Below are 18575 nucleotides of genomic sequence, written 5' to 3'. Positions count from 1 at the left end.
ACTGATAACTGAATATGGCTTATTCTCGCATTAAAAAACTAGCAAATTATCTACGTCCCCATTGGCAAATAGTAACTTGGGGGGTAGTTGCTTTGCTTGTTGTTAATCTTTTGGGTGTTTATATACCGCTTTTAATCCGGGATAGCATCGATGATTTAAGTAAATCCTTTGACTTCCAAAAAATCATTTACTATGTGATTTTTATTATCGCTTTAGCCTCGATTATGTGGTTTATCCGCATGATTTCCAGAGTGCTATTATTCGGGATCGGTCGTCAGGTAGAGTTCGATCTTAAACAAAAAATCTTTCAGCATTTATTAACCCTTGAACCTGCCTATTTTTCGCGGCAAACTTCAGGAGATTTAATCAACCGTGCCACTAGCGATGTGGATAATATCCGTCGTCTGGTGGGTTTTGCTTTGCTCAGTTTGGCTAATACTTTTTTTGCCTATGGGTTAACTTTGCCCGTAATGTTAGCGATTCATATTCCCCTTTCAGTCGCCGCCATTTCTGTCTATCCTTTGATGTTAATTGCTGTGCAGTTATTTAGTGGTCGTCTGCAGCGACAACAGAAAAAAGTACAAGAAAAACTCTCGCATCTGAGCGATTTAATTCAAGAGGATATGAGTGGTATTACTCTGATTAAAATCTATGCCCAAGAAGGTAACGAGCGCCTAGCATTTAAACAAAGAAATCGCAAATTATTACAGGCTAATTTAGATTTAGTCCAGACTCGTAATTTTCTTTTTCCCCTGATTGAAGCTTTATCCTATGTGAGTTTATTGGCGTTGCTTGCCCTCGGTACTAGACAAATTATATCGGATAATATCACCATTGGGGACTTTATTGCTCTGTTAATTTTGGCGGAAAGATTAGTTTTTCCCACTGCTTTATTAGGTTTCACTATTACGGCCTACCAACAGGGAGAAGTGAGTATTGATCGCCTAGAAACTATCCTGTTAGCTGAGGCTAAAATTAAAGACAATGCCGATTGTATTCACCTAAAAAATATTCAAGGAAAAATTACCGCCAAAGCCTTGACTTTTTTCTATCCTGATGCTAAAGAACCAGCCTTAAAATCTCTTTCTTTTACCATTAATCCGGGGGAAATGGTAGCGGTAGTCGGTGCGATCAGGTCGGGAAAATCTACCCTTGCTAACGCTATTCCCCGTCTTTTGGATATTGCGGAAGGACAGTTATTTATTGATAATCAAGATGTCACTCAAATTGCTCTTGAAGATCTGCGAAAAGCGATCGCTTATGTTCCCCAAGAAAGTTTTTTATTTAGTACCACCATCGAAGATAATATCCGTTATGGCGATCCGCTGCTGAATTTTTCGGCAGTGAAATCGGCGGCCAAACAAGCGAGAATTGAGGAGGAAATCGAGAATTTCCCGCAAAAATACGGAACTTTAGTGGGAGAACGTGGGATTACTCTTTCCGGGGGTCAACGTCAACGGGCCTCTTTAGCGCGTGCTTTAGCCATCCAAGCACCGATTTTAATCCTTGATGATGCCCTATCTAGCGTCGATAATCAAACGGCCACGGCTATTTTGGAAAATCTCAGCCAAGAAAGCCAAAAAACCGTGATTTTTATCTCCCATCAATTATTGGCCGCTGCCACTGCTGATCGCATTTTTGTCATGGACCTCGGAGAAATTGTCCAGATAGGAACCCACGAGGAGTTAATCGCAGTCCCCGGAGTCTATCAAAATCTCTGGCAACAGCAGCAGTTAGAGTCTAAGGTTTTAGATTAGCCGATAAAATAGGGAATCTGCTAGTTATTACCGGTGAAGTTGTGGACTATCTCAATTATTCCTTAAGACTGTTTAAATGCAGCACAGCAGTTATCTTTTAGCGACAATGAACAAGGAGCAACTTTTAACCGAACCTTTTTTACAATTACCCACCGAAACATCAATACAAGTGATTTGGTTTACGGAATTTTTTGGCACTGGTCATCAAGTCCGCTACGGGGAAAAACTAGAAAAAATGGCCCCCGCTCGCACTAGCAAATTAACTAGAGTTAGAGAAGATGCTCAATCGAGAACCCTTGAAGCTTATCAATCTTTAAGCGATCGAGAAATTTGGCGACATCAGTCCGAAATTACTGATTTAAATCCGGGGGAAAGGATTCCCTATCAAGTCACCAGTTTTCAGGAAAATAAAGCGATTAGAAGTGATATTTATACTCTTACCCCAAGACCAAAAAAAGGAACTAATCTCAAAATTCTGCTCACTTCCGATCATCAATTAATGCCTATGACTGCCGCTAATTTACAAAAAGTTATTGAAACTATTGGACAGGTGGATGCAGTTTTTTTAGCAGGAGATTTAGTTAATATACCCGATCGAGCTTCCGAATGGTTTGATGATAGTCGCGGTGGGGCATTTTTTCCCTGTTTACAAGGTCGTGCTAATTATCCTCTGACAAAGAATGGTATTCAGACTATTTATAAAGGGGGAGAAATTATTCAAAATGCTCCCTTATTTCCTGCTATTGGTAATCATGAAGTTATGGGCAGATTTTCTACTTCTAGAGATTTAAATGAACAGTTTAAAGATGCTATTCCTCAATTTATTGCTAAACAACTAGCAGAGGATACAGCAGCAATTAGTGAAAACTGGCTAAAAAATAATGCTTTTAACACAGACACCTACGAAGAAATTTTTTCTTTGCCTCAAAATAAATATTATTCTCTGACCTTTGGCGATATTCGTTTAGTGGTTTTATATGTTACTAATATCTGGAGAAATCCCAATTTAGAACCCAGTGCAAGGGGAAGATATTACGAAAATCAAAGAGACTTAGATAGACGAGATCGCTGGGGTTACGGTCAGCATATTTTTGAGCCAATTGCTCAGGGTAGTCCTCAATATCAATGGTTAGAAAAAGAGTTAAATAGTCGAGAATTTCAAGAGGCTAAATATAAGGTAGTTATGTTTCATCATCCTCCCCATACCCTAGGAGGAAATATCGTTCCACCCTACACCGATCCCGTGCCGACAATTCAACGGGATGCCACGGGAACAGTTAGATCAGTACGTTATGATTATCCTCAAGAAAATGATTATATTATTCGTGATCTCATTCCCTTATTAGAATCAGCCAAGGTTAATTTGGTTTTTTATGGTCATTCTCATTTATGGAATCGTTTTCTTAGTCCTAAGGGTATGAATTTTCTTGAATCTTCTAACGTTGGTAATAGTTATGGCGCTCATTTAGGTGATAAAAAACGTCCTGTACCTCTCGATAGAAATTATGCGGCCATCGGTAATCCCAATGGATTACCAGCAATTATCCCGAATATTGCTCCTCTAGTGGATTGGGTTAATCAACCTTTACCCTATATTGCCAGTAATGATCTGACGGTTTTTAGCATTTTAGATACAGAAAAAGGAACCGTGAGCAGTTATCGTTTTGATACCCGTTATCCTGACTCCGAGGTAATTAAATTTGATGAATTTGATCTTTTTAGCGTAGGTGAAATATAATAAAATCAAAGAGTGCCGGTTAAATAGATTCTCTTGGGGTTAATTCTATGACTACTGTTACCAGCAATGATATTCAATAATTGAAAGACTTACTCTCGACAATACGAGAAGAAACCCGTGAGCAAATAAGTTCCTTGCGAGAAGACACCCGCGAGCAAATTGATACGCTAAAGGAAGATAATCGCCAACAACTAGAAACCCTGAGAGAAGAAAATAACAAGCAATTTATTAACCTACACAAAGAAATCACGGAAGTCAAAATTATCACAGCTAAAATTGAAGGAACAATTCAATCCCAAGCAGTATTAACCCAAAAAATTCCCGATTTAGTTGAGCGGTTGATAAGGTTTTTAATTGGGCGATCGCCTGCTCAAGTCGTTCAGTCATAGACAACATCTAGCGTATAGGGCTTAATATATTCTAGCTTTCACGTTGCTGCAGCGATGGCGTACTGCTACCCAGTGCCTTCAGCATCGCACTCTACTTCAACGCTTCGATCGTAACTAAACCACCCTCAATTGCCTGAATTCGCAAATCTTATCCTCGTAATAGCTGCATCCCAATCAACGGAACCGTCTCTGATTCGTTGATGTAAATCTCACGATATTGCCCGTCCCAGATCACAAGCCCGATGTAAACTTCAAACGTGCAGAAAGTCCCATCGCCTAATGTCGCAAGATCTCGACCCTCCCAAATAAACCCTAACCTAGCAATTATGTCAGACGGCAAGGTGAGAAAACCTGAAAATCCTGTATCAATTACAGCATCTACTATCTGCGTTGTTTCATGGTTTCTGACTGCGATCGCAAACGTCGCCTCACACCCTTGATTTACACGACCTTGCATCATGGCTTTGTTCTCAGGCTCCTTGCGCCAAAGTGATCGACGGCTGAATGCCCAATGCGAACAAACCATGTCTGAGTATCAGGCACTCGTGCAGAAAGTTGCTTCGCTGCGCTTACCAAATCATCCGCTACTTCAAAAGCCCCTGTTTCAATGTTGATCGCCACAATTCTCCCCTGATTTCCCTCCTCGACTTGGGGACGTACCTGAGATTGATAAATCTCATTACCACGTCGAGCAAATTCTTCTTTACTGTAGCGGGGTTGTCGAACTGTCATTGAAGCGACCCTGGGGCGACTTTTGCCCCTCTATTTTAATCAAACATGGGGAATCTTCCCTAACATTCCTCAACTGGTCCCACCAGAGCGGCATCGTACTTAAACTCACAGCTTCAATCCATGGGCAGAGTACGTTCCCCAAAATCGATCGGTGGGGCAGTGGGAGCCAGATTAGGAAACGCACCCTACAAGATCGGCGATCGCACTTTTTTAGAATTCATAATTAAATGTCCTAATATCAGGTTCAAATGCTTCCTTTACAAGTTCTTTACTCTTCTCAGAATAGTAACTCTGATATGGTTTTGTATTTGATACATTTAGTTTTGGTAACGAGACGGAGATTCCAATGCGAGAGCATATTTCGTTGAAGTCATTATCTAGGCTTTCATATCTCCCAACAAAGTCAACAAGCAACTCATTGTTCTCATATATAAAATCTTTTTGATATCTAACTTCATTTTCACATCGCCATTTTATATATTCTTCAAAGCTACCTAAATTTTTTGTTAACTCATGCTGATGATGTGTTTCTGATTTCAACGCATATTTGTAGAGTGAAACTTGCCAATCCCATGGGTTTCTGACTACAGCAAATGAAAAATACTCATTGAATTTCTCTGCTCCAAGACTCTCTTTTATTTCGGATGCCTTGACATGCGCAGGAAATGGATGAGGATCAAAGAAAGGAGAAGGAAAGCCCGCCTTTTTTATCAACCTATAAGCTTTCCACTGCCATGGACTTATTGCAAATGGTCGTAGCACCGTTGTAATACTTGTGCCAGCATTCTTATAAATATGGACGAATATAAACTTGTACTCTCTCGATATCAGCATGCGTATTATTCTCCTCGTGCCTAACTACATATTATAGGTCAACTTTCTGTATAACACTCTCGGCTCTTCTGGTTTCTGTGTGGAAACGAGGTCTATACTGATAGTTTATTTAACAAAATAGTCCTAAAAGTCTTTCCCAGTAAACATTTCACAATTTCATAAGCAAAAATTATCACACAAAGTCGAGAAGAGCCCACTCTCCAGAGTAACGATATGAGTCAACTTTCTGTATATCACTCCATTTGGGCGCAATCGCAAGAAAATTTCCCCATATCACACCCAAAAGCGTGTTAGCCAGATTAGTTTACTGCAAACAATCTCTTTTAAGGAGACTTATCACAGAAGCCTTCTAGAATTCTAGCAAAGATTCTTAGAGCTGACTGCACTTTGTCACAAAATTTTACTATTATTTTGGCACTCTTAATGGTTAGAAGGGAAACATTGATCGCCAAGTCTGGTCAATTTTTGTCCAACGCATTTCAGGAAATGACCTAAATAAGTAGCTAGAGATAATTAATTACACATATTTAACTACCTCTTGCCTATTCTAACCAAGAAATTAATTTTGACCACTACTTATTACTTAATTACTGTTTATTTTGTAATTTTATCACTAATTCCTGGAAAGGTTGCCAATCGTCTTTAGAGGTAATTGCTTCCCAAACCGATTCGATTAGCGGTCTAAGTAAAGCAGTTTTAGGATTATAATGCTTTAAAGTGTCGTCAATTTGAGACAAGGAATCTGGGGGTGATTGATTTAAGACCAAACTATATAACTCTCGCCAACGTTGCCAATCAGCTTTTGGTAAATCCATATTTTCAAGAATTAGAGAACTATTTTCTCGCCAACCGTAATTAAATTGTTCACTTAATTGATAGAAAAATTCGTGATAACCGAGGCCTGTTTCTTGGAGAATTTCCACGGTTTTGCTAACCAGTAAAGCGGATTCGGGAGTAAAAATATCCTCAAAACCTAACTTTTTAAGCATCATTTTTTGATAATAAAAATTGTAGCGCTGGTCATAGTTAGCCAAGGCCATATCTAACTCTAACAAGGAGACAACCATGGCCAGGGGAGATTGCAGTAACTCTAGATTTAAACGACAGATAAAAGGCTGATTACCGTAACTATAACGACCACCGTAGTCGAAATAGGCCGCCGTAAATTGGGGGTTATAGGAAGGAATAAAAGCGTAGGGACCATAATCAAAACTTTCCCCCGTAATTGACATATTATCGGTATTGAGAACCCCATGACAAAAACCTGCGGCCATCCATTGGGCTGCTAATTTAGCGGTTCTTTCAATCAAAGCGGCGTAAAATTTTAAATAGCGATCGCTATCTTGGGGATCGATTTCAGGATAATAATAAATAATCACATGATCGAGGAGTCTTTTAATTAAATCGGCACGTTTAATATGAAATAAACGCTCGAAAGTCCCGAAACGAATATGAGAATTACTAACTCGAATCATCACCGAAGATCGCGTCGGGGAAGGTTCATCACCACGCCAGAGGGGTTCCCCCGTTTCCACCAAACTCAAACAGCGAGAGGTATTCACCCCTAAACCGCGTAAAGCTTCCCCGGCTAAGACTTCTCTAACTCCACCCTTGAGAGTTAACCTACCGTCCGCGTGACGGGAATAGGGGGTCCGTCCCGATCCTTTCGTACCAAAATCGTATAATTTGCCATCAATACCCCTAACTTGACCGTAGAGAAAACCGCGACCATCTCCCAAAAAAGGATTATACTCGCCAAATTGATAACCATGGTAACGCAGGGCTAAAAAGGGGGTCAGGGCTTGAAATTTACCAAAAGCCTCGATAAAATGCTCATCTAAGGTTAATTCTGGCTGAATTCCCACCAAAGGTAATAAAGCATCATTGCGAAAACGAAGGATATGACGGGGAAAATCCGCAGCCGCAACTTGATCGTAGTATTGGTCCCCCAAGTCCTGCATGGCGCTTTCGGAAGGGAGACTGAGAAAGGGATTGGTGAGATGGTCTGTCATAGTGGTGGTGTCGATCGAGCGTTGAGGCGATAAAGTGATAAAGATAGCCAAAAATTTTTCTACTGAGACTATCAAACAGCGATGCCCGATTCTATTATGTATCAAGGGGACTATTTTCTTGTCCTTGAGGCCGATCAACCTGAACAATTCCAGACTCCCGACCAGTTACGCGATAAGTTAAAAGATTTAATCGCCGCAAAACCGGAGATTTGTCCCCGACAATTGGCAAAATTCTCTAGTTTTGAGGAAAAAGCTCTCTATCTGCGCGATAATTACTGCGAGTTAGACCTGGGTGAGGGGGGTTATCTACAATGGTATGTGGTCCGTTTGGAAAAATAAGGAAACCCATTATTAAGTAGTTAGGTGTTAAAAACTGTCAGACACTCCCTTTATCAAGTAGGGCTGTTTTATTCTCCCATCAGAATATCAAAAGTAAAAGCGATCACTGTCTTTGTAAAATGAGAAGTGACCGCACTTTCCACTCTCCTATTAAACAGGATTGAGAAGGACTAACTATTCTATCATCAGTCAGAGCGAGGTAAAATTATAGATTATGGAATCACCGATCGAACGTTTTCGACTATCTCAAACCGCCAAAGATAGCCTCATAAAATTAAAACGCTACACCAAAATTGACCAATGGAATATCCTCTGTCGTTGGGCTTTTTGTCGTTCCCTTGCTGAACCGAGTCTCCCCTCTCCCGTTCCTATTCCTGCCGATAGCAATGTAGAATTATCTTGGAAAGTATTCGGGGGAGAAATGGCCGATATTTTCTTAATTGCCCTCAAACAACGTTGTCATCAAGACGGATTAGGAACCGATAAAGAAACTCTAACTCAACAATTTCGCTTACATTTACATCGCGGGATCGGTTATCTTGCTGGGGATGCCAAGCTAAAGAAAATCGATAATTTAATCGAATTAGAGAGGGAAAATCTGAGAGAATCCTAAACAATAATCATCTATCTTCCTCTCTGTGTTCTTTGTGCCTCTGTGGTTTATACTTAATCCTTATAATGGTTTAAACTCACCTTAAAAAACTTTTGGTCGGCCTAAAGTAGTGATATAGATAACTGCTTCATCGGAGGGAATTCCTAACACTTCATTAACTTGATCATCAAAAAAACCACCGATACCACTAACCCCTAACCCCAGATGAATAGCTGCTAAATTTAATCTCTGTCCCAAATGACCCGCATCTGCATGAAGATAACGATAGACTCGATCGCCATATTTAGCCACTGCTTTTGACAGATCCGCCGTATGAAAAACCGCAGCAGCCGCATCTCGTCCCAAATCCTGACCTAAACAGAGATAATGTAACTCTTGCCGGAAATTTTTAAAGCGAATTTGCCGCAATTCTTGGGCTTTAGGAGCATAATAATAACAGCCTTCCTCTAATCCAGTTACTGCCGAAACAGCGATAAAAGTTTCCAATAAATCCAGAGCAAAATAATCGGGATTGGGATCGAGATTTTGGTCGGCATAATCTTGGGGTTGATAGGTAAAATGCAGCAGCGCTCGCAATTCGTCTAAACTGAGACTAGCACCACTATAAGCGCGGGTAGATCTGCGTTTAAGCATCGTACTTTCCAGATCGATTAAATCTTCCCCCCAATTGACGGGACGAGATGTCACCGAAACTTTTAGACAAAAAGGAAAATTATATTTATCTTCCCAATTAGACGGGGTAATATTTGCTTCTATCTTCTCATCTGTGGCTATGATAGTGGCTTGGTGTAGAGAGTTTAATAATTCCCCCTCGGCAATTTTGGGATAAAGAGTCGTGGTTGTCGAAGGGAGTGCCGTGGTACTAGGGGGGAGATTTTGCCGGATATTGAGCAGATCTGCCAAAGGAATCACCGTCATGACACTTTCTTTCTCGGAATCAAGATAAAGCAATTCATTCATCTGACTATCGTTAAAACCACCGATTAAATGAGCGCGATAGTCATTAATCGAGGCTGATAGCTCAATATTGCCCAATAAATGCCCTGTATCGAGGAAAATACGCCGATAGGCTCGATCCTCGTAGCGCCAAGCGGATCGATAAAAAATGGCACTGGTAACTAAAGCGATATCGGTATTTTCTAAAACAGGATTCCAGAAACAAGCAGATTGTAGGTTCGTCCAGACATCACTTTCCCAGAATAAAAGCAGCGAGTGACTTTGACCTTGATAACTGTAGAGACCGGCGGGTAAAAATTCCGTGCCACGGGAGATCAGATAGACCTCGGCGGGGTATAATCCACCAGCAGAGGGTGCAGAACGCAGGTACAAGGGACTACCCATAGTGGCGATTTTGGCAGTTAATCCATAGCTACAGCCCAAAATTCGCGATATACGTCGCCAAAAGTCTCCTTTCTGGGGAACTATTTGACGGGAGAGGTAGGGTTTGAGATCGAAAGTCTGACCGATTTTGTATTCTTTGAAAGGATAGGGTTGTTGACTCCAATCAAGACCTTTACTTTTTGAAGCGATCGTCTGGGGGTCGTATTTGGTCCGCTCGTGGTAGTATTGGGCGATCGAGATTGGCTGATCTGGCATGATAAAGATAGGCTGTCTAAGCTTTACTTTTTAGTTTAATATCGATGACCCCCAAAAAATCAACCAGCCAGAGAGTCGATTGGCTAAAAGTAAAGATAATCACCAATTTCACCCACATAAAATCTATGGAAATTATCGCTGTTTTACTGGGAGTTTTCGGTTTAGGGACAGGTGCGGGTTTATTAGTCATCCGTAACTATTACCACATCTGTCAACCGAGTGAAGTTTTAATTTTTGCCGGTAGTCGTCGTCCCACGGCCACGGGCAAAACCATCGGTTATCGTTTGGTAAAAGGGGGCAGCAGTATTCGTTTACCGATGCTAGAACAAGTGTATCGAATGGACTTGACCAACATGATCATCGATCTCAGGGTGGTTAATGCCTATTCTAAGGGCGGTGTGCCGTTGATCGTCACCGGGGTGGCGAATATTAAAATTGCTGGGGAGGAACCGATTATTCACAATGCGATCGAGCGTTTATTGGGCAAGAAACGCAAGGAAATCGAACAATTGGCTAAAGAAACCCTAGAGGGCAATTTGCGCGGTGTCCTGGCGAATTTAACCCCAGAACAAGCAAACTCCGATCAGATTGCTTTCGCTAAAAGTCTCCTAGAAGAAGCGGAACAGGATCTGGAAAAATTGGGTTTAGTTTTGGATAGTTTGCAGATCCAGAATATTTCCGATGAGGTGCGTTATCTCGATTCGATCGGACGGAAGCAAAAAGCCGAATTACAGAGAGATGCCCGGATAGCAGAAGCAAAAGCCAGAAAAACATCGATTATCAAGGATTCCGAGAATCTACGTCTAACCGCTTTGCGTCGTATCCAAAAAGATTTAGAAATAGCCAAAGCTGACGCAGAAAAACGGGTGCGCGACACTCAAACTAAGCGCGGCGCCATGATTGCCGAGGTAGAATCGGTGGTTATGTCCGATTTAGCTAAAGTACAGGCAGAAGTGGCGGTACAAACTGCCCGAATTAAGCAGGTGAAACAGCAATTACAAGCAGATGTGATCGCCCCCGCTGCAGCGGAATGTCAACAAGCGATCGCAAAAGCCCGGGGGGAAGCAGCCAAAATTATCGAACAGGGGAAAGCGCAAGCGGAAGGAACCAAAAAACTGGCGGCTTCTTGGCAAGGAGCGGGAAATAACGCTAAAAACATCTTTTTATACCAAAAACTGGAGTTATTGCTGAAATTAATGGTCGCTAGTGTCCCAGAAGTGCAGGTGCAAACGGTGACGGTAGTGGACGGGGGTGATAGTAATCTTGTCCCCAAAATGACTGCCTTTGCCGAACAATTGCGTCAAGCTACCGGGGTGGATCTGGTACAAATGGCTAATCGCTTAGCACAAACCGAGCCATCTGTCAAGGGTAAAGACACAAATTTTGATTTTAAACAATTGCCCTCTTGAATCAGTTATCAGTTATCAGGAGACAGGAGACTCCGAGACAGGAGACTCCGAGACAGGATTCAATAGATTATTTTATTTATTCTCCCCATCACCCCATCACCCCACACCCCACACCCCACACCCCACACCCCACACACCTTTAGCTAATAGCTGCAAACCAGAGATTGTCCACTAGAATGTTAATCAAGTTTGGAGACCACCACCATGGATGACTTAATTAATGATCCCTCCCCTTCTCCCCAAGACCTAGAAATGACGCGGACTCCCCCCTGGGGAACAGTGACGGTATTGGAGGAAGGTTCCCGGTATCGCATCAATCGCATTGTCATTAAACCCGGCCATCACATGAGTACCCAAATGCACTACCATCGCAGTGAACACTGGATTGTCGTCTCCGGTACAGCGCGGGTAATCTGTGATGAAAAAGAAACTCTCCTCAAACAAAAAGAATCTACATACGTTCCCATGAATACCCGTCATCGGGTGGAAAACCCCGGTTCTATTCCTCTGGTGATGATTGAGGTGCAAAATGGCGAATATTTAGGAGATGATGATATTCACCGTTTTGATGATGCAGAATAGGACAGTTTTCTTCCGTATATACTTTAGTTATTTGCTAAAATCTCGATCGTGGATGAAAAAATTATCCTAGTTACAGGGGCTGCCCGTTCTGGGAAAAGTGAATGGGCCGAATATTTAGCCAAAATCAGCCAAAAACCCGTTATTTATATCGCCACCTCCTCGGTGGATGAAAAAGATCAAGAATGGTGCGATCGCATTGAAAGACACCGGCAGCGACGTTCCCCCCAATGGCAAACCCAAGAAATTCCCCGACAATTGAGCGAAACTATTGATAATAGCCCATTTACTCACTGTTTATTGATCGATTCCCTCGGTACTTGGGTAGCCAATTGTTTAGAAATGTCGGCAGCTGAATGGTTAGAAATTAGCGATCAATTCTTGTCTTCCCTCAAAAATGCGGCGGTTGATGTTATTCTGGTAGCGGAAGAAACCGGTTGGGGTGTGGTTCCCGCTTATCCCCTCGGTCGTCTGTTTCGCGATCGTTTAGGCGATCTCTGTCGTAGAATTGGCACAATAGCAGACGCGGTTTATCTAGTTACCGGGGGCCATGCTCTTAATTTAAGTCAATTGGGTCAGTCTTTGTCGATAATTGGGCAATAGAGAAGTTGAGCAACGATTATCAGCGTCAAGTAATTGATTTTTATGCCCTTCGTCACGATTACGATAACGATTTTACGCAAGCTCGCGCCCTTAAATTAGTAAATTATCTCTATTTACAAAAAAGCCAATCTGTGCTAGACGTGGGAACGGGATTTATAGCGGTCGCAATTGCCCCAAAAGTAAAAAGTGTCATCGGGGTTGATTTCACGCCGGAAATGATTGCCAGAGCCGAAAAAAAGCTAGAAGCATTAAATATCGAGAATATTGACCTAATTAACGCTGATATAGCTGCCATTGACTTTGCCGAGTCTAGTTTCGATCTGATTACCTGTTCTCTGGCGATTGCACTTTTCCCCGATATCCCGCAAGTGCTGGCAAAATGGTATCAATGGTTAAAAAAAGGCGGTTTGATCGCCTATCGGCTGCCGAAATTGCGACTCTAGTGAACAATTATCGCCGAGAAATCGAGAAAAATGCCACCGATCAGGGGGTATGGCAAGATGCAACCACCTTTTTTATCACTGCTAGTAAAAGTTAGAAAAAGATCATGAGTCAAGTTAAAACCATCTCTGGACGAGCTTTACCCTTGCGAGGCAACGATATTGACACCGATCGCATTATTCCGGCTCGTTTTTTGCGTTGTATCACCTTTGAAGGTTTAGGCGAACAAGTGTTCGCCGATGATCGAGCCGCTTTACAGGGGAGTCATCCTTTCGATCTACCCCAGTACCAAGGGGCGAAAATTCTGGTAGTCAATGGTAATTTTGGTTGTGGCTCTTCTCGGGAACACGCACCGCAAGCGATTTTACGTTGGGGAATTCAAGCAATTATCGGGGAAAGTTTCGCCGAAATATTTTTTGGCAATTGTATCGCTAATGGGGTTCCCTGTGTCACTGCTGAGGCAAAAACCATCACCCATTTACAGGATTTAATTGCCGCTAATCCCGAAATTCCCGTCGATCTTTCCTTGACAACCATGACAGTGGAATGGGGGGATTTTGTCGCTACCGTGTCTATGAATGAAGGTTCCCGACAGATGTTAATAGAAGGGGGTTGGGATACCTGCAGACAGCTGTTACAAAATCTCGATCTGATTCAATCTACCGCGCAAAAGTTACCCTATTTAAGTTTCGTCTAGGGAAACAATCTAGGCTGAGGGTGCGTTAGCAATAGATTAACGTACCCCGGCAGGGATTTTGTTGGAAATGCAGCAGCTGTAAATATTAAAAAATCTGCCCTATGACTAATCCTGATAATAATCTCCAAAATATCCAAGAACCGATTTTAAACGCTCCCGAAGATGTGCGAAAAATCATCGATCGCGTTTTAAAATTGGAAAGAGATAAGTTATACCAGCGCAATCCTCGCAATATCAATGATGATGTTTTAACAATTATTAAAGAAGTAATTCAATAATCAGTTATCAGTTATCAGTTATCAGTTATCGGTTTACTGAAAAAACTTCCCCATCATCCCCTCCATATAAATATGAAACTACTATCAATAAAGTTATGTAATTTTCGACAATTTTATGGTAAGACTCCTGAGATACATTTAGCGGCGAGTTCTCGCAATACGACGGTAATTTATGGCAATAATGGGGCAGGAAAAACAACAATTTTAAATGCTTGTACCTGGGTTCTTTATGAAAAATTTACAGCAGCTTTTGCCGAACCAGAGTTATTAGTTAATAAACGGGCAATTACCGAAGTAACAACGGGAACCTCCATAGAATGTTCCGCGGAAGTAAACTTTGAACATGAAAATAAACGCTATCAGGTAAAACGAAAATTTTTCGCCTACCAAGATGTAAATAGTAAGATTAAATACGGTTCAAATAGTTTATATATGCTCTACGCTGGTGATGATGGTAATTGGTACACACCCAATCAACCAGCGGAGGATATTATTAATCAAATTTTACCCGAAAGTTTACACCGTTATTTCTTTTTTGATGGGGAATATATCGATCATCAATTTCGTAGTAGCAGCCAAGGTAAAATCGCCGAAGATACAAAAGAATTATTGGGAGTTAAAGTATTAGATCGAGCGATCGAGCATTTAAAAAAAGCTAAGAAATCTTTACAAGATGAGCTTAAAGATTTAGGGGAATCGGATTTAAAAAAGTTATTAAAACAGGAAAGTAAAATTGAGCAGGATTTCGAGAAATTAAAACAGCGTCAGCAAGATATTATTAGCCAGTTATCCCAGCAAGAAGAATTAAAAAAAGCCGTGACTAATCGCTTACTAGAGTTAAGTGGTGCCGAGGAATTAAAACAGTTAAAAGAAAAATTAGAACAACAGGAAAGAAATCTGCGGCAAGATTTAGTCAGAACTAAGGATAAGTTAAAGAAATTAATTTCTCAGCAAGCTTATCAAGTCTTTTTAAAAGAAATTAATCAAAATTTTCAGCAATTAATCGATCGCCTACGACAACAAGGGGAATTACCCAGTGGTATCAAACAGCAATTTGTCCAACAATTATTAGAGGGAAAAAAATGTATTTGTGGTCAGGAATTACAGGAAAATAGCCAAGCTTATTTACAGGTACAAGATTGGATGAATAAAGCAGGAATGGCCGATGTAGAAGAAGCAGCCATTCGCTTATCTTCCACAGTCAAAGAAATGGATAAAAAAGTCTTAGATTTTTGGCAAGAAGTGGATAATTATCAAGCTAATATTCACCAGTGGCGCTTAGAATTATCTTTAGTAGAATCAGAATTAGATGAAGTGCGGGATAAATTTCGCCATTATCCCGATGAAGATATTAAAAATCTGCAATCTCGCTTAGATGCGATTGAGGATTCCCTAAAAGATTTACGCTTGGAACAGGGCAGCAATAAAAATCAACTAGATATCTATGAAAAAGAGTTAGAATCCCTGCAAAAGCAGGTACAAAAACAGCAACAAAAAGAGGAAAAATCTAATTTAGGACAACGACGTATTTTAGTGACTCAAGAGGCAATTAATCGCATTAGTGAGGTAAGACAGAGATTAGAAAATCAGTTTCGTTTGTCCTTAGAAAAACGGGTACAGGAAATCTTTAGCTCAATTTCTTTTACTCCCTATATTCCCCGTATTAGTCCCGATTACGAGGTAAGACTATTAGAAAATACCACAGGATTCGCAATTCCCGTGGCAGCTTCTACTGGAGAAAATCAGATTCTTAGTTTATCTTTTATCGGGGGAATTATCGATCGAGTGCGAGAATGGAGTCAGAAAAATACTTTGATGGGAATTGATAGCAGCACTTTTCCTCTGGTGATGGATTCCCCTTTTGGTAGTCTTGATCATATCTATCGTCGGCAAGTGGCGATCGCTATTCCTAAATTAGCCAATCAGTTAGTTGTTTTAGTGACAAAAACTCAATGGAGAGGAGAAGTAGAAACCGAGATTTCTCCCTATATTGGTAGAGAATATGTGTTAGTTTATAATTCTCCGAAAGCAGATTGTCAAGAGGATTTAATTAATCTTCATGGTGTTAATTATTCTCTGGTGAAACGCAGTCCTAATAATTTTGAATATACGGAAATTATCGAAGTTAATCGATTTTCCTCCTGACTACTAAATTCTGTTGTTATAACTAAATTTTAACTTCTAATAAAACGATCAATTGCTGTGTTCATTACCCCAACGCGACTGGATAATTCCACAAGTTCCGTGGTGACAATATTATAATCCCCTAAATATTTCTGGAGATTAGTTCCCTCTTTTTGATGGCCAATTTCCACTAACCTTTCCTCTCGCAATTCTTGCAAATGATCGAGGATATTTTCTAAAGTATCTTCGAGGGGAGGTAAGGGAGAAGGAGGATTATTTGCTTGCAAAGCTTGGGTTAATTGCGTCAAAGCTTGGGTTATTTGTTGCGTGAACAGACTTAGATTAGGATGGGGAGGACTACCGCGATATTGTTCCAATTCCGTCAATAAAACTGTCACCCCGCGACCAAAACGAGGAATATAATTACTTAAAGTGATTGCCGGTTCCATTTGTGGAAAGGGTGTGCTAGGATCATCAATTAATCTTTGTAGTGCTGTTTGCATAGTTGTATTTGCTCGTCGAGCTTTATTGCGATGGGAAGATAAAATTGCAGTTTGATAGGATGATTCTCCTAAATAAACTGCCATAACTGACTGAAAATATATTTGATTAGCTTCTAATGCTTTAATGGCAGCGAGGGAAAAACGTTCATCTTCATTAACCCGTAAAAAACCGAAGGAAAGTACAAAGGCTAAAGCACTACCAATTAAAGTATAAACTATTCTGATATACTCTAAATTAATCCCGTCATTGCTGGCATCCAGACGACTGATGATTAAAGCAAAAATTGTGATAAAAAATACTGCCAAACTATAGTGAAATCGCACTAAAGCTAAAGCGATCGCTATAGAAATCACCCCAATAGTTTCTAACCAGATCGAATTATCTATAATTGGCAACAATGCCAAAACAAAAAACGAGCCTAAAATCGTGCCAAACACCCGATTAAAAAAGCGTTGAAAAGTCAAGCTAAAATCTGGTTTTAACACAATAACTAAGGTTAAACCAATCCAAAAACTATGGGTAATTCCTAGCTTATTGTAAATCAAAACTCCTAGCGCACTTCCCAAACCTAAGCGTAAACCATGGCGAAATAGGGGCGATTCTAGATTAAAATTAGATTTTAATGGTTCCCACCAAGCTTTTTCTTGACCGTACTCTTTTTCTATCCCTTCAAAGTTCCGATGCCAGGGATTTTTTTTATCGGAAAAGTTCTCGCTTTGCCGCAAATGTTGCGCTGTTTCACTGGCTATTTTTAGCTGTTTAAATAATTTTTTTAAACGATTATTTAATTGGGAAATTGCCACATAACTGCTATAATCATCCTGGGCATTTTCTAAAACTTTAGCTTGCAGGTTTTTTTGCTGCTCGATCGCCTTGAGTAATAGCTGCAAGCGCTCACAATCCGGTTGTTTATTTCTACCCAAAATTAACCCAGCAATATCTTCGCTAATTTCCGCCACTTGCACGAGAATATCTTCTAATAAAATACCCACCGTGGTCAGTTGTGGCAAGGGATGAAGATGAAGCAATTCTCGCAGCGCAATCAAGCTGGTATTAATGCGATCGCTATCTTCAATCAAGACGATTAACAATTCCCGCAGCTCATTCTTTCCCCAACGTCCCCGACGCGTCAAGGTGACAGTTTTCCTCGAACGGAGCAACAGTTGGCGAATTTGGTCAAAATATGGCTCCTCATTAGCATTAGAACAAGAGTGTAAAGGCAAAGAACGGAGATAGGTGGCGATACCCTGAAAATTTTCCGCTGTTACCTGACGTAAAGGCTGATTAGGACGAAAAGGCCAGATAAACAGGGCTAAAAAAATTGTCCATCCCCCTCCCAACACAGCAATTCCGGCCCGTTGTAAAGCGACGATCATATCTCCCGATGGCAAAGAAACGGCCAAAAGCAGCAATAAACTGATTACTACCCCAGCTAACGCCCCATTTTCCCCGTAAACCGTCAAATAACCCGCTAGAAACAACCCGCAAAAAACTATCACTACGGTCAATCCTAGCCAAGCACTGGCTAATGTGCCGATAATCAAAGCTAGAGCCATCCCGATAGTCGTAGCGACTAGGGTTTTCGCTCTCAGGCAGTAAAGTCCCCCCACATCCGCTAAAATCAAGATTTGAGCCGCTAAACCGACCATTAACCCCAATTCTGACCGATCTAAAATATCACCGATAATAATCGGCACTGTGATGGCTAATAAAGTCCGAATCCCCCGCTCGATCTCGATATCGCCACTGGGACGCAATAAAAAAGCAAATCGCTGAAGTAGCATATAGCACTTATCTTAATGGTGAGGTATGAGGTTTTCGTTTTCGGGAGTCAGCATTCTCCGAGTCACCTGATTAGGGAAAGATTTCTCTCCTGTCTCCTGACTTGAAAGAGGGTGTAGGGTGTGGGGTGTAGGGAAGGAAACCTCTT

At 41.0% G+C, this 18575-nt stretch carries 18 protein-coding genes; 12 read left to right on the top strand and 6 right to left on the bottom strand.

Annotation, left to right across the window (positions count from 1 at the left end):
- Nucleotides 1–14: 14 nt before the first annotated feature.
- The 3 genes from ACQY1X_RS04190 (at nucleotide 15) to ACQY1X_RS04180 (ending at nucleotide 3884) form a co-directional block, all read left to right on the top strand.
- Complete coding sequence (locus tag ACQY1X_RS04190; RefSeq protein WP_430014041.1) at nucleotides 15–1757, top strand: ABC transporter ATP-binding protein; 1743 nt, start codon at nucleotides 15–17, stop codon at nucleotides 1755–1757.
- Between the two features lie 76 nt (nucleotides 1758–1833).
- Nucleotides 1834–3495, top strand: coding sequence for a metallophosphoesterase (locus ACQY1X_RS04185; RefSeq protein WP_430015424.1), 1662 nt, complete (start codon nucleotides 1834–1836; stop codon nucleotides 3493–3495).
- A gap of 80 nt (nucleotides 3496–3575) precedes the next feature.
- A complete protein-coding gene (locus tag ACQY1X_RS04180; RefSeq protein ID WP_430015423.1) occupies nucleotides 3576–3884 on the top strand; it encodes a hypothetical protein in 309 nt (102 codons plus the stop codon).
- Between the two features lie 148 nt (nucleotides 3885–4032).
- On the opposite strand, the gene ACQY1X_RS04175 is transcribed toward ACQY1X_RS04180, so the two are convergent.
- The 4 genes from ACQY1X_RS04175 to ACQY1X_RS04160 form a co-directional block, all read right to left on the bottom strand.
- Nucleotides 4033–4344, bottom strand: coding sequence for a clan AA aspartic protease (locus ACQY1X_RS04175; RefSeq protein WP_430015422.1), 312 nt, complete (start codon nucleotides 4342–4344; stop codon nucleotides 4033–4035).
- Nucleotides 4341–4616, bottom strand: a complete 276-nt coding sequence (locus ACQY1X_RS04170) for a hypothetical protein (protein WP_430015421.1) — start codon at nucleotides 4614–4616, stop codon at nucleotides 4341–4343. The genes ACQY1X_RS04175 and ACQY1X_RS04170 overlap by 4 nt, the downstream gene beginning before the upstream one ends.
- A gap of 210 nt (nucleotides 4617–4826) precedes the next feature.
- Nucleotides 4827–5450 (bottom strand): sulfotransferase family 2 domain-containing protein, encoded by a 624-nt coding sequence (locus tag ACQY1X_RS04165; protein WP_430014037.1) that lies wholly within the window; start codon nucleotides 5448–5450, stop codon nucleotides 4827–4829.
- Nucleotides 5451–6037: 587 nt separating this feature from the next.
- The gene (locus ACQY1X_RS04160; RefSeq protein WP_430015420.1) at nucleotides 6038–7513 is read right to left on the bottom strand and encodes a protein adenylyltransferase SelO; all 1476 of its coding nucleotides are present in this window, start codon (nucleotides 7511–7513) and stop codon (nucleotides 6038–6040) included.
- Between the two features lie 30 nt (nucleotides 7514–7543).
- On the opposite strand from ACQY1X_RS04160, the gene ACQY1X_RS04155 reads away from it, so the two are divergent.
- Together ACQY1X_RS04155 and dndE are read left to right on the top strand one after the other, a co-directional pair.
- On the top strand, nucleotides 7544–7801 hold the full coding sequence (locus tag ACQY1X_RS04155; protein WP_430014035.1) for a chlororespiratory reduction protein 7: 258 nt from the start codon (nucleotides 7544–7546) through the stop codon (nucleotides 7799–7801).
- Between the two features lie 214 nt (nucleotides 7802–8015).
- Nucleotides 8016–8414, top strand: coding sequence for a DNA sulfur modification protein DndE (gene dndE / locus ACQY1X_RS04150; RefSeq protein ID WP_002735106.1), 399 nt, complete (start codon nucleotides 8016–8018; stop codon nucleotides 8412–8414).
- Between the two features lie 81 nt (nucleotides 8415–8495).
- Here the strand turns inward: dndE and ACQY1X_RS04145 are convergent, their stop codons facing one another.
- Complete coding sequence (locus ACQY1X_RS04145) at nucleotides 8496–10010, bottom strand: SagB/ThcOx family dehydrogenase (RefSeq protein WP_430014034.1); 1515 nt, start codon at nucleotides 10008–10010, stop codon at nucleotides 8496–8498.
- Between the two features lie 125 nt (nucleotides 10011–10135).
- Here ACQY1X_RS04145 and ACQY1X_RS04140 point away from each other — a divergent pair, with 125 nt between their 5' ends.
- The 7 genes from ACQY1X_RS04140 (at nucleotide 10136) to ACQY1X_RS04110 (ending at nucleotide 16162) form a co-directional block, all read left to right on the top strand.
- Complete coding sequence (locus ACQY1X_RS04140; protein ID WP_287232684.1) at nucleotides 10136–11419, top strand: flotillin family protein; 1284 nt, start codon at nucleotides 10136–10138, stop codon at nucleotides 11417–11419.
- A gap of 204 nt (nucleotides 11420–11623) precedes the next feature.
- The gene (locus ACQY1X_RS04135; RefSeq protein WP_016514790.1) at nucleotides 11624–12001 is read left to right on the top strand and encodes a phosphomannose isomerase type II C-terminal cupin domain; all 378 of its coding nucleotides are present in this window, start codon (nucleotides 11624–11626) and stop codon (nucleotides 11999–12001) included.
- Nucleotides 12002–12049: 48 nt separating this feature from the next.
- Nucleotides 12050–12601 carry a bifunctional adenosylcobinamide kinase/adenosylcobinamide-phosphate guanylyltransferase gene (cobU, locus tag ACQY1X_RS04130; protein WP_430015419.1) on the top strand — a complete coding sequence of 184 codons (552 nt, stop codon included), beginning with the start codon at nucleotides 12050–12052 and terminating at the stop codon, nucleotides 12599–12601.
- 5 nt (nucleotides 12602–12606) lie between these two features.
- The gene (locus ACQY1X_RS04125; protein ID WP_002735100.1) at nucleotides 12607–13044 is read left to right on the top strand and encodes a class I SAM-dependent methyltransferase; all 438 of its coding nucleotides are present in this window, start codon (nucleotides 12607–12609) and stop codon (nucleotides 13042–13044) included.
- 104 nt (nucleotides 13045–13148) lie between these two features.
- Nucleotides 13149–13739, top strand: a complete 591-nt coding sequence (gene leuD / locus ACQY1X_RS04120) for a 3-isopropylmalate dehydratase small subunit (protein WP_002773071.1) — start codon at nucleotides 13149–13151, stop codon at nucleotides 13737–13739.
- 101 nt (nucleotides 13740–13840) lie between these two features.
- Entirely contained in the window at nucleotides 13841–14017 is a 177-nt protein-coding gene (locus ACQY1X_RS04115) for a hypothetical protein (RefSeq protein ID WP_002737666.1), read from the top strand.
- 72 nt (nucleotides 14018–14089) lie between these two features.
- Nucleotides 14090–16162, top strand: a complete 2073-nt coding sequence (locus ACQY1X_RS04110) for an AAA family ATPase (RefSeq protein ID WP_430015418.1) — start codon at nucleotides 14090–14092, stop codon at nucleotides 16160–16162.
- Between the two features lie 29 nt (nucleotides 16163–16191).
- Here the strand turns inward: ACQY1X_RS04110 and ACQY1X_RS04105 are convergent, their stop codons facing one another.
- The gene (locus ACQY1X_RS04105; RefSeq protein ID WP_430015417.1) at nucleotides 16192–18429 is read right to left on the bottom strand and encodes an FUSC family protein; all 2238 of its coding nucleotides are present in this window, start codon (nucleotides 18427–18429) and stop codon (nucleotides 16192–16194) included.
- Nucleotides 18430–18575: the final 146 nt, after the last annotated feature.

This window comes from Microcystis protocystis FBCC-A270 (assembly GCF_050500235.1).
GTDB classification, from domain to species: Bacteria; Cyanobacteriota; Cyanobacteriia; order Cyanobacteriales; family Microcystaceae; genus Microcystis; species Microcystis ichthyoblabe_A.
This window is presented reverse-complemented; position numbering and strand designations above follow the sequence as displayed.

Coding starts and splice junctions, on each gene's coding strand:
- ACQY1X_RS04190 (WP_430014041.1), top strand. CDS start 15: ATGGCTTATTCTCGCATTAAAAAACTAGCAAATTATCTACGTCCCCAT.
- ACQY1X_RS04165 (WP_430014037.1), bottom strand. CDS start 5,450: ATGCTGATATCGAGAGAGTACAAGTTTATATTCGTCCATATTTATAAG.
- ACQY1X_RS04105 (WP_430015417.1), bottom strand. CDS start 18,429: ATGCTACTTCAGCGATTTGCTTTTTTATTGCGTCCCAGTGGCGATATC.
- ACQY1X_RS04115 (WP_002737666.1), top strand. CDS start 13,841: ATGACTAATCCTGATAATAATCTCCAAAATATCCAAGAACCGATTTTA.
- dndE (WP_002735106.1), top strand. CDS start 8,016: ATGGAATCACCGATCGAACGTTTTCGACTATCTCAAACCGCCAAAGAT.
- ACQY1X_RS04155 (WP_430014035.1), top strand. CDS start 7,544: ATGCCCGATTCTATTATGTATCAAGGGGACTATTTTCTTGTCCTTGAG.
- ACQY1X_RS04145 (WP_430014034.1), bottom strand. CDS start 10,010: ATGCCAGATCAGCCAATCTCGATCGCCCAATACTACCACGAGCGGACC.
- leuD (WP_002773071.1), top strand. CDS start 13,149: ATGAGTCAAGTTAAAACCATCTCTGGACGAGCTTTACCCTTGCGAGGC.
- ACQY1X_RS04110 (WP_430015418.1), top strand. CDS start 14,090: ATGAAACTACTATCAATAAAGTTATGTAATTTTCGACAATTTTATGGT.
- ACQY1X_RS04185 (WP_430015424.1), top strand. CDS start 1,834: ATGCAGCACAGCAGTTATCTTTTAGCGACAATGAACAAGGAGCAACTT.
- ACQY1X_RS04170 (WP_430015421.1), bottom strand. CDS start 4,616: ATGACAGTTCGACAACCCCGCTACAGTAAAGAAGAATTTGCTCGACGT.
- ACQY1X_RS04175 (WP_430015422.1), bottom strand. CDS start 4,344: ATGATGCAAGGTCGTGTAAATCAAGGGTGTGAGGCGACGTTTGCGATC.
- ACQY1X_RS04135 (WP_016514790.1), top strand. CDS start 11,624: ATGGATGACTTAATTAATGATCCCTCCCCTTCTCCCCAAGACCTAGAA.
- ACQY1X_RS04140 (WP_287232684.1), top strand. CDS start 10,136: ATGGAAATTATCGCTGTTTTACTGGGAGTTTTCGGTTTAGGGACAGGT.